Source organism: Clostridium oryzae, assembly GCF_002029235.1.
In the GTDB taxonomy this organism is placed as follows: domain Bacteria; phylum Bacillota; class Clostridia; order Clostridiales; family Clostridiaceae; genus Clostridium_AE; species Clostridium_AE oryzae.
Map to the genome: position 1 here is coordinate 1 of NZ_MZGV01000050.1, position 14,850 is coordinate 14,850.

Annotated in this window: 15 protein-coding genes; all 15 read left to right on the forward strand. The window is 32.2% G+C overall.

Annotated elements, in window-relative coordinates; all coding sequences use genetic code 11:
* On the forward strand, positions 1-538 hold a 538-nt coding region (locus CLORY_RS17075; protein ID WP_079426723.1), incomplete at its 5' end, for a sigma-E processing peptidase SpoIIGA.
* Between the two features lie 18 nt (positions 539-556).
* Positions 557-1,261 (forward strand): RNA polymerase sporulation sigma factor SigE, encoded by a 705-nt coding sequence (gene sigE, locus CLORY_RS17080; protein ID WP_079426725.1) that lies wholly within the window; start codon positions 557-559, stop codon positions 1,259-1,261.
* Between the two features lie 74 nt (positions 1,262-1,335).
* Complete coding sequence (gene sigG / locus CLORY_RS17085) at positions 1,336-2,109, forward strand: RNA polymerase sporulation sigma factor SigG (protein WP_079426726.1); 774 nt, start codon at positions 1,336-1,338, stop codon at positions 2,107-2,109.
* A gap of 364 nt (positions 2,110-2,473) precedes the next feature.
* Positions 2,474-2,740 (forward strand): YlmC/YmxH family sporulation protein, encoded by a 267-nt coding sequence (locus CLORY_RS17090; RefSeq protein WP_079426728.1) that lies wholly within the window; start codon positions 2,474-2,476, stop codon positions 2,738-2,740.
* A gap of 80 nt (positions 2,741-2,820) precedes the next feature.
* Positions 2,821-3,276, forward strand: a complete 456-nt coding sequence (nrdR, locus tag CLORY_RS17095; RefSeq protein WP_079426729.1) for a transcriptional regulator NrdR — start codon at positions 2,821-2,823, stop codon at positions 3,274-3,276.
* Between the two features lie 87 nt (positions 3,277-3,363).
* A complete protein-coding gene (pgeF, locus tag CLORY_RS17100; RefSeq protein WP_079426731.1) occupies positions 3,364-4,080 on the forward strand; it encodes a peptidoglycan editing factor PgeF in 717 nt (238 codons plus the stop codon).
* A 20-nt stretch (positions 4,081-4,100) separates the two neighbouring features.
* On the forward strand, positions 4,101-4,796 hold the full coding sequence (locus CLORY_RS17105) for a response regulator transcription factor (protein WP_079426733.1): 696 nt from the start codon (positions 4,101-4,103) through the stop codon (positions 4,794-4,796).
* Position 4,797: 1 nt separating this feature from the next.
* Positions 4,798-6,513 (forward strand): two-component system histidine kinase PnpS, encoded by a 1,716-nt coding sequence (pnpS, locus tag CLORY_RS17110; RefSeq protein WP_079426735.1) that lies wholly within the window; start codon positions 4,798-4,800, stop codon positions 6,511-6,513.
* Positions 6,514-6,919: 406 nt separating this feature from the next.
* Positions 6,920-8,998: a methyl-accepting chemotaxis protein gene (locus CLORY_RS17115; protein ID WP_169911663.1), complete on the forward strand. Its 2,079-nt coding sequence runs from the start codon at positions 6,920-6,922 to the stop codon at positions 8,996-8,998.
* Positions 8,999-9,091: 93 nt separating this feature from the next.
* Positions 9,092-10,003, forward strand: coding sequence for a phosphate ABC transporter substrate-binding protein (locus CLORY_RS17120; protein ID WP_079426738.1), 912 nt, complete (start codon positions 9,092-9,094; stop codon positions 10,001-10,003).
* A 75-nt stretch (positions 10,004-10,078) separates the two neighbouring features.
* Positions 10,079-10,966, forward strand: coding sequence for a phosphate ABC transporter permease subunit PstC (pstC, locus tag CLORY_RS17125; RefSeq protein ID WP_079426739.1), 888 nt, complete (start codon positions 10,079-10,081; stop codon positions 10,964-10,966).
* Complete coding sequence (pstA, locus tag CLORY_RS17130; protein WP_079426741.1) at positions 10,963-11,850, forward strand: phosphate ABC transporter permease PstA; 888 nt, start codon at positions 10,963-10,965, stop codon at positions 11,848-11,850. The genes pstC and pstA overlap by 4 nt, the downstream gene beginning before the upstream one ends.
* A gap of 11 nt (positions 11,851-11,861) precedes the next feature.
* Positions 11,862-12,611, forward strand: a complete 750-nt coding sequence (pstB, locus tag CLORY_RS17135; protein ID WP_079426742.1) for a phosphate ABC transporter ATP-binding protein PstB — start codon at positions 11,862-11,864, stop codon at positions 12,609-12,611.
* A gap of 22 nt (positions 12,612-12,633) precedes the next feature.
* Complete coding sequence (gene phoU, locus CLORY_RS17140) at positions 12,634-13,290, forward strand: phosphate signaling complex protein PhoU (protein WP_079426744.1); 657 nt, start codon at positions 12,634-12,636, stop codon at positions 13,288-13,290.
* 207 nt (positions 13,291-13,497) lie between these two features.
* Entirely contained in the window at positions 13,498-14,811 is a 1,314-nt protein-coding gene (locus tag CLORY_RS17145; protein ID WP_079426746.1) for a DUF512 domain-containing protein, read from the forward strand.
* The last annotated feature ends 39 nt before the right edge of the window (positions 14,812-14,850 follow it).

The following is a 14,850-nucleotide window of genomic DNA, read 5'->3' on the forward strand; positions in this document are numbered from 1 at the left end:
GTCTACTATCATTTTTATATTATATGGCTTTATATTAAGTGGAATTTTCATTTACGCAGAATATAAAAGAAATGATATCTTTAGATTAGACATTAATAATTTTCATTGCTCAAAACAACTTTTGGCACTTATGATTATATACATATTTGTATCACGAATAGTATCTCTGCTTATGGATAAGCAAAAAGAAAAAAGCTATATTTATGATGTTCAAGTGGTATCGAAAAATAGAACTAAAGAATTTAAGGCGCTTTTAGATACAGGTAACGAACTGAAAGAACCAGTCACTGATCTTCCAGTGATGATAGTCGCAGAGAACATATTTAGTGAGGATGATTATGACGTTTCTAAAACCTTTGATATACCATATTGTTCTGTGGGTAACAGCAAAAGTATATTGAAAGCTTTTAAACCAGAAAGTATAAAGATACGTATAGGTAATAAGTATTGCTGTAAATTAGCATTAATAGCAATATACAACAATAGATTTACCGAGGAAGGTGAATATCAGGCACTGCTTTCTAGGTACATGATATAAGTGTTTGGGGGAATGAAAATGAAAATAGCTATGTTGTTGAATAAACTTGTTACAAAATTTAAATTTCTATATAAAAAATTGTATTACATAGGTGGCAATGATGCTTTACCGCCTCCTCTTTCAAGAGAAGAAGAGGCAGCACTTGTAAGTGAACTTATGCTAGGCAATGAAAATGTAAGGTCAACGTTAATCGAGAGAAATTTAAGGTTGGTAGTGTATATTGCTAGAAAATTTGAAAATACTGGTGTAGGTGTAGAAGATCTTGTATCCGTTGGAACTATAGGACTTATAAAGGCAGTAAATACGTTTGACCCAGAGAAGAAAATCAAATTGGCTACGTACGCATCAAGATGTATTGAAAATGAGATACTTATGTATCTTAGAAGGAACAGTAAAGTAAAAGCAGAAATATCTTTTTATGAACCCTTAAATATAGATTGGGATGGTAATGAGCTTTTACTTTCAGACATATTAGGTACAGATAATGACATAGTATATAACTACATTGAAGATGAAATTGACAAGCATCTGTTAATATTAGCAATGAAAAAACTAAATGATAGAGAAAAGGAGATTGTAAATTTACGTTTTGGACTTAATGGAAATGGAGAAAAGACTCAGAAGGAAGTAGCTGATCTTCTTGGAATATCTCAATCTTATATATCTAGGCTTGAAAAGAGAATAATTAAGAGACTGAAAAAGGAAATTAGTAAAATGTTGTAGGTTTGTCTTTAGTATAAAAAGTTTCTTTAGAGGAAATAATTATAATGCAATTACTCTAAAGGAGCGATGACTAGATGATGATTAACAAAGTGGAAATTTGTGGAGTAAACACTGCTAAGTTACCAGTTTTAAAAGAAGCACAAATGCGAGAACTGCTTCAAAAAATGAAGGATGGAAATAGTGAGTCAAGAGAAGTATTTATAAAAGGGAATCTTAGACTTGTTTTGAGTGTTATACAGAGATTTAATAATAGAGGCGAAAATGTTGACGATCTATTTCAAGTTGGATGTATTGGTCTTATGAAGGCTATAGACAACTTTGATTTAAGCCAAAACGTAAGATTTTCAACTTACGCAGTTCCTATGATTATAGGAGAGATAAGGCGGTACCTTAGAGATAACAATTCTATAAGAGTAAGTAGATCGTTGAGAGATATAGCGTATAGGGCACTTCAAATAAGAGATAGAATGGTAAATGAAAATAAGAGGGAACCTACTGTGTCACAGATAGCAAAGGAATTAAATGTACCAAGAGAAGAGGTTGTTTTTGCACTGGATGCGATACAAGACCCTGTATCATTATTTGAACCTATATATCATGATGGTGGAGATGCTATATATGTTATGGATCAGATAAGTGACAATAAGAATGTTGATGACAGCTGGTTAGAAAATATAGCTATAAAAGAAGCAATGAAAAAGTTAGGCGATAGAGAGAAACTTATACTTACTATGAGGTTTTTTGATGGACGCACGCAGATGGAAGTAGCCGATGAAATAGGAATATCTCAGGCACAAGTGTCTAGATTAGAAAAAACTGCACTAAAACATATGCGAAAATATGTTTAGAGCAGCACACTAGATATTTTAACTGAAGCAAGTTAACTACTTATATTAGAGATAATAAAAAATGAACATATTTTTCTTTTAAGCATATTACTTGCATAAAGTAAAATATCATAAATATTTTTTGCAGCATAATAAGTAAACGGCTCAAATTTTTATCTATATAAAAAACAATACTTATTTAACCGTTAGTTATGCATGTTCAAAGTGCTAAAAGCTTTTGAATATGCATAATTTTATATGACTATAGGTCTTTTGCTTTAAAACTGAATTTGCACATACTATATATAGTTAAACTTCTATAAAATTTTAATCTAATATATCCTAAATCAAGCAGAAGATCTGAAGAGGGGAGGTGTATAAAGATATGCAGTATTCAATGTATTCTATAAATAACATCAGAATGATGGAGGTTATAGATATTAATTCTGGAAGTAAAATGGGATATATAAAAGATATGAAAGTAGATTGTGAAAAATATAAAATAATATCTGTAATAATCCCAATACATAAGGCTTCATGGTTAAGTAAGGTGGAAGCAATTGAAATACCTTGGGAAAATGTAAAAAAGATAGGTGTAGACGTTATATTGGTTGATGCTGGGAACATGGACAATAAACTTCCCGATGCTTAGAAAATAAGGGGTTATAACTTACTTCCTTATATGTTATAATTAGGACAATCTATGGATAAGCAGTTGAGAGGAGAGAGAATATGAAATGTCCATATTGTGGTTATGAAGAAAGTAAAGTAGTAGATTCAAGATCAACGGAAGATAATATTTCTATTAGGAGAAGAAGAGAATGCCTTAAATGCGCAAAAAGATACACAACTTATGAAAAGATAGAAGATCTTCCTATACTAGTTATAAAAAAAGATTCTAGCAGAGAGTTTTTTGATAAGAGTAAAATAGTAAATGGATTGATAAAAGCTTGTGAAAAGAGACCTGTATCTCGTAAACAAATAGAATCAATTTCCGAGGAAATAGAAAAAAATATAAGTAATCAAATGCTTACAGAAGTCAAGTCTGATTACATAGGAGAGATGGTCATGGATAGTCTCAAAAATGTTGATGAGGTTTCCTATGTAAGGTTTGCATCAGTTTATAGACAATTTAAGGATGTAAATACATTTATAGATGAAGTTAAAAAGCTTATGTCAGATAAATAAGTTAAATTTAGGTTAACTATGTAAAAACTGCAGTATATAGCTTTAAATTGGATTTGAAATATGTGAAAATGATAAAGAGGTTTATTAATGGAAATTATAGATAAAGGAAATTACAAATTTATCAAACACACAATAGGCAGAGCTGATTTTGTGTTTTCAACCGGTGAAAATAATATAAACTTTGATTTTAGGAACAAAGAAAACGAACAAGTACTTGAAGATATCAAACACATATTTAGGTTGAAAGGTGTGGGTTATTTAAGACAAGTACATGGTATAGATATACACAAATATGGCGACGAAGCAAAAGAGGGAGACGGTATTATTACAAATAAGTATGATACTGCGGTTGGGGTGTTTACTGCCGATTGCGTTCCGGTACTTCTTTATGATATAGAAAATCAGGTATGTGCTGCGGTTCACAGTGGTTGGAGAGGAACTCTCAGCAAAATAACGATAGAAGCGCTTGATAAGATGAAAGATGACTATGGTACAAGCATGAAAAATGTATATGCAGTAATTGGTCCCCATATAGGTGTGTGTTGTTACGAGGTTGGAGAAGAAGTTAAAAATTTATTTCAAAAGGATAGTTTATATAAAAATGTGAATATATTTAATGATAACAGACTTGATATGCAGTTATGCATAGAAACTCAGCTCAGCAGCAGAGGAGTAGATAAAGATAGGATTATCACTGCAGATTTTTGTACCTGTTGCAGTGATATTCCTAAGTTTCATTCTTACAGAAGGGATAAAGGTTCAAATGGAAGAATGTTTTCCTTTGTTTATTTATCAGAAAAATAAAAAGATGGGGGATCTTTTGAATGGCTGAAGAGAAAATATTGGTTGTAGATGATGAGGAACACATAGTAGAACTTATTAAATTTAACTTGCAAAATAATGGGTATAACGTATTAACTGCTTCAAATGGAATTGATGCTTTAAAAATAGCTAAAAGTCAGGTACCTCAGCTTGTGTTGCTTGATTTGATGCTGCCGGGGATGGATGGATATGATGTATGTAAGGAAATAAGAAAAGACATGAATATATCCAATACACCTATAATTATGATAACGGCGAGAAGTGAAGAATTGGACAAGATACTTGGACTTGAGCTAGGGGCAGATGATTATGTTACAAAGCCATTTTCGGTAAGAGAACTTGTAGCAAGAGTAAAGGCTGTACTTAGAAGAACAGCTACTCAACAGTTTGAAAATAGTTTTAAATTTGCAAATGTGAGCATTGACTTTCAAAAGCATGAGGTTTCAAAAGATGGGCAAAAAGTTGAGCTTACGCTTAAAGAATTTGAACTTCTAGAAATGCTTATAAAGAATAAGGGACGAGTGATGACACGTGACTTCCTTTTAGATAAAATCTGGGGTTACGATTATATAGGCGAAACTAGAACTGTAGATGTTCATATCAGGCATTTGAGGCAAAAGATAGAGGAAGATGATAAGAATCCTAAATTTATTGAAACTATAAGAGGAGTAGGTTATAGATTTAATCTAGGTGAATGATATGAAGAGAAAAGTAATGCTTTTTGTTATTTTTACAGTACTTCTATGTATGTCTGTAACTACAGTTCTTTTTATTCTTATTACAAATAATGAATATATCACCAGTATGGAAAAAGAGTTAAAATACAACAACAAGCTCATTTCAGGGATTTTGCAGTCTACGAATTTGAGTCCAGAAAATATTAATATAAATGATAAGGTGAAGGATAAAGAATATAGACTAACGATAATAAAAAGGAATGGCAAGGTTATTTACGATTCAGTTGCAGACGCAAAAACAATGGAAAACCATAATAATCGTAAAGAAGTAATAGCAGCAAGAAAAAAAAGCTATGGAATAAGTATAAGGTATAGTAGAACCTTACGAAAAAACATGCTGTATGTAGCATCAAGTTTTCATAACGGTTATGTTATAAGAAGTTCTATATCATTGGAAATGCTTAAACTATTAAGAACTAAGTATATAAAATATTATATTTTAACAGTGTTATTGGTAATAATTGTTACTATTATAATTTCATTGAAGCTTTCATATATTATTACAAGGCCTATTAAGGAACTTGAGAACGTTACTAAAAAGTTTTCTAAGGGTGAATTAGATAGGAGAGTGAGACTCAGAACTAAAGATGAGATAGGCGAGTTTGCTGATACATTTAATTACATGGCAGACACTATACAAAATGCGTTAAATGATTCTCAGGAAAAGCAGAACAAATTGGAGGCTATACTGAGAAGTATGGATAGTGGAGTAATTGCTATAGATAGAAATCAAAAAGTTATAATGATAAATCCCTATGCTGAAAAAATATTTGGCATAAGTAAAGATAGTATCGGAAAACAGCTTATGGATGTAATAAGAGACATTGATGTGTACAATGTTCTTGCAATTGGAAAAGAAGATATATATAGTGAAATAAAAATATTATGGCCTCAGGAAAGGGTACTAAGGATACGCACAGCTGATATTGTAAATGCTTCAGAGCATATAGGTATAGTTGCTGTTATTCAGGATATTACAGATATGAAGAAGCTTGAAAATATGCGTACCGAATTTGTGGCAAATGTGTCTCATGAATTAAAAACACCGCTTACTTCTATAAAAGGTTTTGCTGAGACGCTTAGATATGTTAATGATGATATAAACAAAAATAAGTTTTTAAATATTATAAATGATGAGGCAGATAGACTTACTAGACTTATAAATGATATACTTACACTTTCTGACTTAGAGCATCACAAAGAAGAAAGTGAAGAGATAATCAGTGTAGGTGATGAAATAAGAAACGTCTATAATCTTATGAAAAATGCTGCTAAAGAAAAAGCTATAGAGCTAAAGCTTGAAGTATCAGACGAATGTACGATAGAAGGCAGTGAGGATAGGTTTAAGCAAATGCTTATTAATTTAGTAGATAACGCCATTAAATATTCCGAAAAAGGCGATGTTGTTACAATTGGTAGCGAAAAGAAAAAAGAAGGCTGCTGTATATGGGTTAAAGACACAGGAGTAGGTATTGCTGAAGATAAGATACCCAGGCTATTTGAGAGATTCTATAGAGTTGATAAGGCAAGATCTAGAACTAAAGGAGGTACAGGTTTAGGTCTGGCTATTGTAAAACATATAGTTATAGGTTTTAAGGGTGCGATAAATGTTGAAAGTGAAATTGGCAAAGGCAGTAAATTTATAGTTGTAATTCCTGTGATAGAAAATAAAAAATGAAGTTAATAGCTTTGAATCAGAATGAGTTGTCTCAAATGGGCGGCTCATCTTTTTTTCGCTTCTAGGAATTTATGATTTTTGACAATTTTGGATAACTTTCAACTATGATGAATAAATTGTATATGTTGTTAAAGGGATACAACTATATAATATGCGAAGTAATATAAAGATAGCTCTTAAGAAAATACTAATAAATAAACAAGAAAAATAATTTGAGAGAAGTAATATAGAAAATAATACTTTGTAAATGCATAGAGTCGGCATAGGGTAGGAAGTGGTTGAAGGAGGCATTTTCCAGCCGACGAAAATCACTTCCTACCCTTTTTTTATTTAACATGAACTTAATATGAAAATAACATTGTTAATATATCCTACCATTGTAGCTTATAGTGAATGGGGGATAAAAATGAAAAAAATAAAAACACGCACAGAAAAGAAGAAAGGTAGAAAGCAAAATAGGCGGAAAATAGGGACAAGGTTCAACTTAAGTTCTGTATATTCAAAAATAACGTTAGCAGTATCAATGCTTATTGTTGTGTCTATGGTCATAACTTCGGTGGTTACCTACAGATATGCTTCATCGGATATATTACGGAAGGATAGAAATTCTATGAGGATAATAGTCAATGAAGTATATGAAAACTTTGATAATATGGTGAAAATACAAATGGAGGAAATGCAGGTATTATCGCGAGATAGTTCAGTTATTAATTATCTTTCAAATCATATCAATAAAACGGATATATTAAAAGAAATAAATAGTAAATTAAAAGATTACAATGAGAATAATAAAAATAAAGAACATATATTCATTACAAATGCTGATGGAAGAATTGTAGGCGACAGTAATGAAAAGCTTATAAATTTTGATATGAGATACAATACATATGTTAAAGAAGCACTTAGTGGAAAAAATTCTATGAGCCAGGTTTATGTGTCAACCGAAACAAGCCAAGCTGTTATAACTATAGCAGTTCCTGTAAAAGATAAGTATGGTAAGGTAATAGGAACTGCGGGTGAAAATATCTATCCAAGTTATTTCTCAGAAAGATTTAAAAACTTTCATTTCTTAAATACTGGATATGCATTTATTGTTGATAACAATAGTCAATATATATATCATCCTCAAAAATATTATATAAATAAGAAATCTGAAATAAAGGAACTAAACCAATTACTTAGTAATAAAAATATCTTGTCTAAAAAAAATACTGGAATTTTGAATTACATAGATAATGATAGAAAATATATAGCTGTTTATACAACACTGCCGGAAATTGGAAATATTATAGTGCTTACGGTGCAGGAAAAGGAAATAAAAAACAGTGCTGAACTAATAGGAATTATAATCCTTATTGCTACGGGCATAATGATACTTTTGATATTGCCTTTAATAAATTTAATTGTTAAAGGAATACTAAAACCGTTAAAAATATTAATGAAAGGATCAGAAGAGATATCCAAGGGAAAATTGAACAGCTGTATTCAAATTGACACTGGAGATGAGGTAGGAGCCTTAGCAGATAGTTTTAATAAAATGAGTTCTAACCTTACAGCGACTGTTAAAAATATAAAAGATGTAATGCAGGAACTTATGTCTATAAGTGAAGCTTTACAAAAAAATCAAACCAGAGTGTCAGGAAATACAGAGGTGTTAAGTGATACTTCTCAAGTTGTACTTAAGAATAATATGAAGGTTAATGAGAGCATTGGTAAGAGCTTTCAATCTTTTAAAAGTACTCTCGGTGTAACAGCTGCGCTTACAGAAAGCAGTAAGGATTTGTCACAGCTTAATGAAAAAGTAGGAAAAAATTATAAAAAAGGTATAGAAGCTATAAGTAAGTTAAATACTATAAGCAGAACATCCGAAAAAGAAATAGAAAAAGCGAGTTACGCATTTACAAATCTTCTTGATAATGTTAAGAACATAAAAAGTATAACAAATATTGTTACACATGTATCAAAGCAAACACACCTTCTGTCATTGAATGCGTCAATAGAGGCTGCAAAAGCAGGTGAAACTGGAAAAGGATTCAATGTAGTTGCAAATGAAATAAAAATATTATCTGAAGAAGTGAGTAGCTACATGAAGGACATAGATAATTTACTTAAAAATATTGATAACGATGTGTGGGAAACTAGCACTCACATTAAGAATGTTAACGACATATCTAAGGATGAAGTGAAGGCCATAGATATAAATACAGAAACTTATAACTCCATGCTTAATAGTATTGAAGTAATTTCTAAATTTATTGTTAATATGAATGATAGCATAGAAAGCCTTAATACTGAAAATGCAGTAGTTAATGATTCTTTAGATGATGTAAATAAGCTTACAGAAGATTATGCAGAATCAGGAGAAAAGATAAACAAAGTAGTTAGAAATCAAATTGAAGTACAGAAAATAGTTGATAACCTTGTTAAAGAACTGGATGTCATATTAGATAAGCTGAATTCGAATGTAGAAGAATTCTCTTTGTAAATTTTATTTAACATTAGTATAATACGAGCTTAACGTTGGCATACTAATATATTACTTGTAAGGATTAGTCATTTGAATGGAGGTTAAATTACAATGAAAAAGAAAAATCTAAGATTGATAGTATCTGCATTAGGAATATTTATGGTGGTTGGTCTATTTGCAGGATGTACTAAGAAAGCTGAAAATAATACTAATAAGAGTACGACAAGCTCAAAATCAGGTTCTGAAATAAAAGGTTCTATAACAGCATCAGGTTCAACGGCATTACAGCCATTAGCTTTAACTGCATCTCAGCAGTTTACTGCAAAATATCCGGATGCTACCGTTAATGTACAAGCAGGAGGAAGCGGCGTAGGATTAACCCAAGTATCTGAAGGTAATGTACAGATAGGTAATTCAGATATAACAGCAGAAGAAAAGCTTGGAGCAGATGATGCAAAAGCACTTGTAGATCATAAGGTTTGCGTAGTAGGTTTTGCAGCAGTTGCAAATGAAAAGGTAAAGGTTGATAATCTTACAAAGCAGCAGCTCATAGATATATTTACAGGAAAGATTAAGAACTGGAAAGAAGTTGGAGGTCAGAATCTAAAGATACATTTAATAACAAGGCCGGATGGCTCTGGATCAAAAGCTATTTTCGAAAAATATGGGCTTAATGGCGCTAAAGAAGCTACAGGAGTATCACTTACAGAAGACAGCAGCGGAACAGTAGCCAGTGCAGTTAAAGAAACAGAGGGATCAATTTCGTATCTAGCATCCTCATTTTTAAATAGTGCACAAAATACAAAAGGTTTGAAAGTACTGAAGTATGAAGGTCTAGAAATGAATAAAGAAAATATTACCTCGGGTAAATATCCAATATGGGCATATGAACATATGTACACAAAGGGAGAAGCTACAGGAGTAGCTAAAGCTTTTATTGAATTTTTAACTTCAGAAGATGTTAAGCCTCAGATTTTAAAATTAGGATATTATCCAGTAGATGAAATGAAGACATCAAGATAGACTGCTAAGGCTGGCTGAATATCAGTCAGTCTTAGCAATTAAGTCTATAGCAAAAAAGGTGTGGAGTGTGATAAGGTGAGAAAGAGAACTCTGATGACTAAAATAAAGAATGAGTATGCTGGTAGAATTTTTTCCACGCTCTGTGGCTTCTTTATAATTATATTGACTATAACGATTATATTTTTTATAACTTCAAGGGGAATTCAAACTTTTACAAAACACGGATATCCTCTAAGTGATTTTTTATTTTCTGGCAACTGGAAAGCATCTGAAAATAAATTTGGTACATTTAACTTTATATTAGGTTCTGGAGTGGTATCATTGGGAGCAGTAATAGTAAGTACCCCTCTCGCTATATGTCTTGCTGTATTTATGAATCTAATTTCTCCTAGGCTTGGGAGAAAATTTCTGCAGCCGGCTATGGAGTTATTTGTAGGCATTCCTTCAGTAGTTTATGGTTGGATTGGAATAACAGTGCTGATACCATTTATAAAAAGAAGCTTTGGTGGATTAGGTTTCAGTATGCTGGCTGGAATAATAGTTTTAAGTATAATGATTCTTCCTACAATAACAAGTATTTCATCAGATACAATAAAAACTATACCACAAGATTATTTGGAAGCTTCCTATGGATTGGGAGCAACTAGATGGCAAACAATTGTAAAAGTCATAATACCAAGTGCAAAATCTGGAATTTCTACAGGAGTAGTACTTGGAATGGCGAGAGCTTTCGGAGAAGCATTAGCAGTACAAATGGTAATTGGAAATGCTAGGATAATTCCTAAAAATCTATTACAGCCAGGATCAACTCTTACTAGTGCAATAACTATGGATATGGCAAATACCACTACTGGTTCTGCATGGAATGCAGCTTTATGGTCAATGGGGCTTATACTTCTCATAGTATCATTTATATTTATAGTTATTACAAGAATAATTAGCAGAAGAGGTGACTTGCATTGAATGAAAAACTAAAAGATAAGATAGCAACAACAGCACTTTATTTCATATCATTTCTTGTAATTTTACTATTGGTAGCCTTAATCGGATATATTATTATAAATGGTGCAAGCTCACTCAACTTTAATTTCATATTTGGGAAGCCTAAATATGGAGAAGCAGGAGGAGGAATAGGACCACAACTATTTAATTCTTTCTATATGCTTATACTTACATTGTTAATCACTATTCCAATAGGTCTTGGAGCTGGAATATACATGGCAGAGTATGCAAAAAAAGGACCTTTGCTTGATGGTATAAGATTGTGTATTGAAACTATGGCATCTCTTCCTTCAATTGTTGTAGGATTGTTTGGATTAATAGTATTTGTACAATTAGCAGGGTTCCAGTATTCTATGATTTCAGGTGCTCTTGCTGTTACTATTATTAATTTACCATCGATGACAAGGGTAAGTGAAAATGCGATAAGAGCAGCTTCACATAAAGTTAAGGAGGCTAGCTTAGGGCTAGGAGCTACACAATGGCAGACTATAAAGAAAACGATACTCCCTTCTGCTATGCCGCAAATATTAACAGGAATAATATTATCGGCTGGAAGGATATTTGGAGAAGCAGCAGCGTTAATATATACGTCTGGAATGAGTGCTCCAATTCTGCATTTTGATAAATTCAGCCTTATTGATAAAACGTCAGCCTTCAGTATAACTCGTTCAGCAGAAACGTTAGCAGTATATATATGGCAGGTGAATTCAGAGGGAATGCTTCCAGATGCAAGAAAAGTGGCTAATGGAGCGTCAGCTGTGCTAGTAATAATGGTACTGATTTTTAACTTCTCTGCGAGGATAATTGGCAAAAGGATTCATGAAGCTTTTACAGGGAAGAAATAAGGAGGATAAGCATGAGTATAATTCAAACTACAGATCTTAATTTGCACTATGGCAGCGTGCATGCACTTAAAGGGATAAATATGGACATAGAAAAAAATGCGGTTACGGCACTTATTGGACCATCTGGCTGTGGAAAATCCACTTTCCTAAGAACATTGAATAGAATGAATGATTTAATAGATACTGTAAAAATCGATGGTAAGGTGCTTTATGAGGGTAATGATATATATGAAAATTATGATGTGATTGAGTTAAGAAAAAGAATAGGTATGGTTTTTCAAAAACCTAATCCCTTTCCGATGTCCATATATGATAATGTGGCTTATGGACCCAGGGTTCATGGTATAAAAAGTAAAGAAAAGCTTGATGAAATCGTCGAAAAAAGTTTAAAAGGATCGGTATTATGGGATGAGGTAAAAGATAGATTGAAAAAAAGTGCTTTAGGACTTTCAGGAGGTCAGCAGCAAAGACTATGCATAGCTCGTACTCTTGCGGTGGAACCAGAAGTACTTCTTATGGATGAACCTACTTCAGCTTTAGATCCTATATCGACATCAAAAATTGAAGAATTAATGGATTCCTTAAAAAAAGACTATACTGTAATAATAGTAACTCATAATATGCAGCAAGCTGGAAGAATATCTGATTATACAGCATTTTTCCTTAGTGGAGAAGTTGTTGAGTTTGGCAAAACAGAGGATATATTCTACAGACCAAAGGATAAGAGAACAGAGGATTATATTACAGGAAGATTCGGTTAAATTATAGAAGGGTGGTAATGGAATGACAAGAGGAGGATTTGATATAAACTTACAGTCTCTTCACAATGATATACTTAAAATGGGTAGTATAGTGGAGAAACAGATACACGAAAGTATATTAGCTCTTTCAAATCAAGATGAAGAATTAGCTGAAAAAGTTATAGAAAATGATGATAAGGTTGATGATCTTCAGAAGGAAATAGAAGATAAATGTGTAAAGCTAATAGCTATGCAACAGCCATTAGCTACGGATTTGAGAAATATTTTTACAACAATAAAGCTGGTAACAGATTTGGAAAGAATAGCTGATCATGCTGTTGATGTGGCCAAAATCGCAAAAATATTAAAAAAACAGAAATATATAAAGGAACTTGTGGACATACCTAAGATGGCGGTTACAGTTGAAAAAATGATTCATGAATCTTTGAATTCATATGTAGAAGCAGATATTGATAAGGCATATGCAACTTGCAAGATAGATGATGAGGTCGACGCTGTATATAAAAAAGTATTTACTGAACTGCTAGAAAGAATGGCAACTAACCCCGAAGATATAAATCAGGCAACTCAGTTTTTGTTCGTATGTAAGTATCTTGAAAGAGTGGCCGACCATGTTACAAATATATGTGAAGGAACTATATACCTTGTAACAGGAGAACAAGTTGATTTGAATGATTAGTAATGCGCTGTATCAAAATTTAGATTGATTTTGATACAGCTTTTTCTATGAAAAGCAATATGGTTGACTAAGTTTATAAAGTACGTTATCATAACTAGAGGTAAGCAATACTAGATAAATTACGAATTAGAAATGAAAAATTAGAAATTTGGACGGAATTCTGCTATGCGGAATTTCTTAATATATTTATAGAATGAGGTGCGAAGCGTGTCAGCAAAGATTAAGAAAGTTAATGCAGGTTCTATTGCTGAGGAATTGGAAATTCAAGTAGGAGATATACTTTTAAATATAAATGGTAATGAAGTAAGGGATATAATAGACTATCAGTTTTTAATGGCCGATGAATATGTTGAAGTGGATATACAAAAACCTGATGGGGAAATATGGACTTATGAGATAGAGAAAGAATATGATGAAAAACTTGGAGTGGAATTTGAAGATGCAATGCTTAGCAAAGCTCAAAGGTGTTCTAATAATTGTGTTTTTTGTTTTATTGATCAACTCCCTCCGAATATGAGAGAAACTTTATATTTTAAGGATGATGACTCCAGGCTGTCTTTTCTTCAGGGAAATTTTGTAACACTTACTAATATGTCGGATGATGATATTGATAGAATAGTACGGTATAAAATAAGTCCAATTAATGTATCTGTACAGACTACTAATCCTGAGTTAAGAGTAAATATGCTGCATAACAGATTTGCGGGTAATATAATGGTGAGACTGAAAAAATTAGCTCAGGGAAACATAAGAATGAACTGTCAGATAGTAAGCTGTCCCGGTATAAATAATGGAGAGGAGCTTATAAAGACAGTTGAAGATCTCTATAAACTACACCCTGCAATTGAAAATGTGGCAGTAGTACCTGTAGGTGTAACAAAGTATAGAGAAGGTCTGAGAAAACTTATTATATATAATGAAGAAAGTGCAAAAGCTGAGCTTGAAAATATGAAAAAACTGCAGCAGAAATATATACGGGAAATAGGAGAACCTTTTGTAAGACTTTCTGATGAATTTTATATATTAGCAAAGGAGACAATACCAGAGCCTCAATTTTATAATAATTATGAGCAGCTTGAAGACGGAGTAGGAATGGTAAGGATGCTTAGAGATACTGTTTCAGATACAGTTCTCGATTTAAAAGACAACATAAAGGGCAGTTTTATTTTCGTGACAGGAACATTAGCTCAATACGAAATGAAAAATATAGCAAGCATAATTATGAAGAAAAACAGTAAAATAAACATAGAAGTAAAAGCTGTAATTAATAATTTCTTTGGAAGCACAATAACTGTAAGCGGACTACTAACTGGGACAGATATAGTGAATACGTTAAAGAATTATGAAAAACCAGGTATAGTGGTTATGCCGTCGAACCTATTGAAAAGCGGAGAAAGAGTGCTATTAGATGATATGACAGTAGAACAGATGGAACAGCTGCTTAATAGGAAAATACTTATAAGTGACTATACTGGTGATAATTTAATTGAACTTATAAACAGCAATGCAGACCAGATATAACGAAGAATTAAGCTAGCAAAGGATTATTTAGGAGGAAGA

Excerpts from the sequence above, each read along its gene's own strand:
- sigE (WP_079426725.1), top strand. The coding sequence starts at position 557 with ATGAAAATAGCTATGTTGTTGAATAAACTTGTTACAAAATTTAAATTT.
- pgeF (WP_079426731.1), top strand. The coding sequence starts at position 3,364 with ATGGAAATTATAGATAAAGGAAATTACAAATTTATCAAACACACAATA.
- CLORY_RS17120 (WP_079426738.1), top strand. The coding sequence starts at position 9,092 with ATGAAAAAGAAAAATCTAAGATTGATAGTATCTGCATTAGGAATATTT.
- CLORY_RS17090 (WP_079426728.1), top strand. The coding sequence starts at position 2,474 with ATGCAGTATTCAATGTATTCTATAAATAACATCAGAATGATGGAGGTT.
- CLORY_RS17115 (WP_169911663.1), top strand. The coding sequence starts at position 6,920 with ATGAAAAAAATAAAAACACGCACAGAAAAGAAGAAAGGTAGAAAGCAA.
- phoU (WP_079426744.1), top strand. The coding sequence starts at position 12,634 with ATGACAAGAGGAGGATTTGATATAAACTTACAGTCTCTTCACAATGAT.
- CLORY_RS17105 (WP_079426733.1), top strand. The coding sequence starts at position 4,101 with ATGGCTGAAGAGAAAATATTGGTTGTAGATGATGAGGAACACATAGTA.
- nrdR (WP_079426729.1), top strand. The coding sequence starts at position 2,821 with ATGAAATGTCCATATTGTGGTTATGAAGAAAGTAAAGTAGTAGATTCA.
- pnpS (WP_079426735.1), top strand. The coding sequence starts at position 4,798 with ATGAAGAGAAAAGTAATGCTTTTTGTTATTTTTACAGTACTTCTATGT.
- pstB (WP_079426742.1), top strand. The coding sequence starts at position 11,862 with ATGAGTATAATTCAAACTACAGATCTTAATTTGCACTATGGCAGCGTG.
- sigG (WP_079426726.1), top strand. The coding sequence starts at position 1,336 with ATGATGATTAACAAAGTGGAAATTTGTGGAGTAAACACTGCTAAGTTA.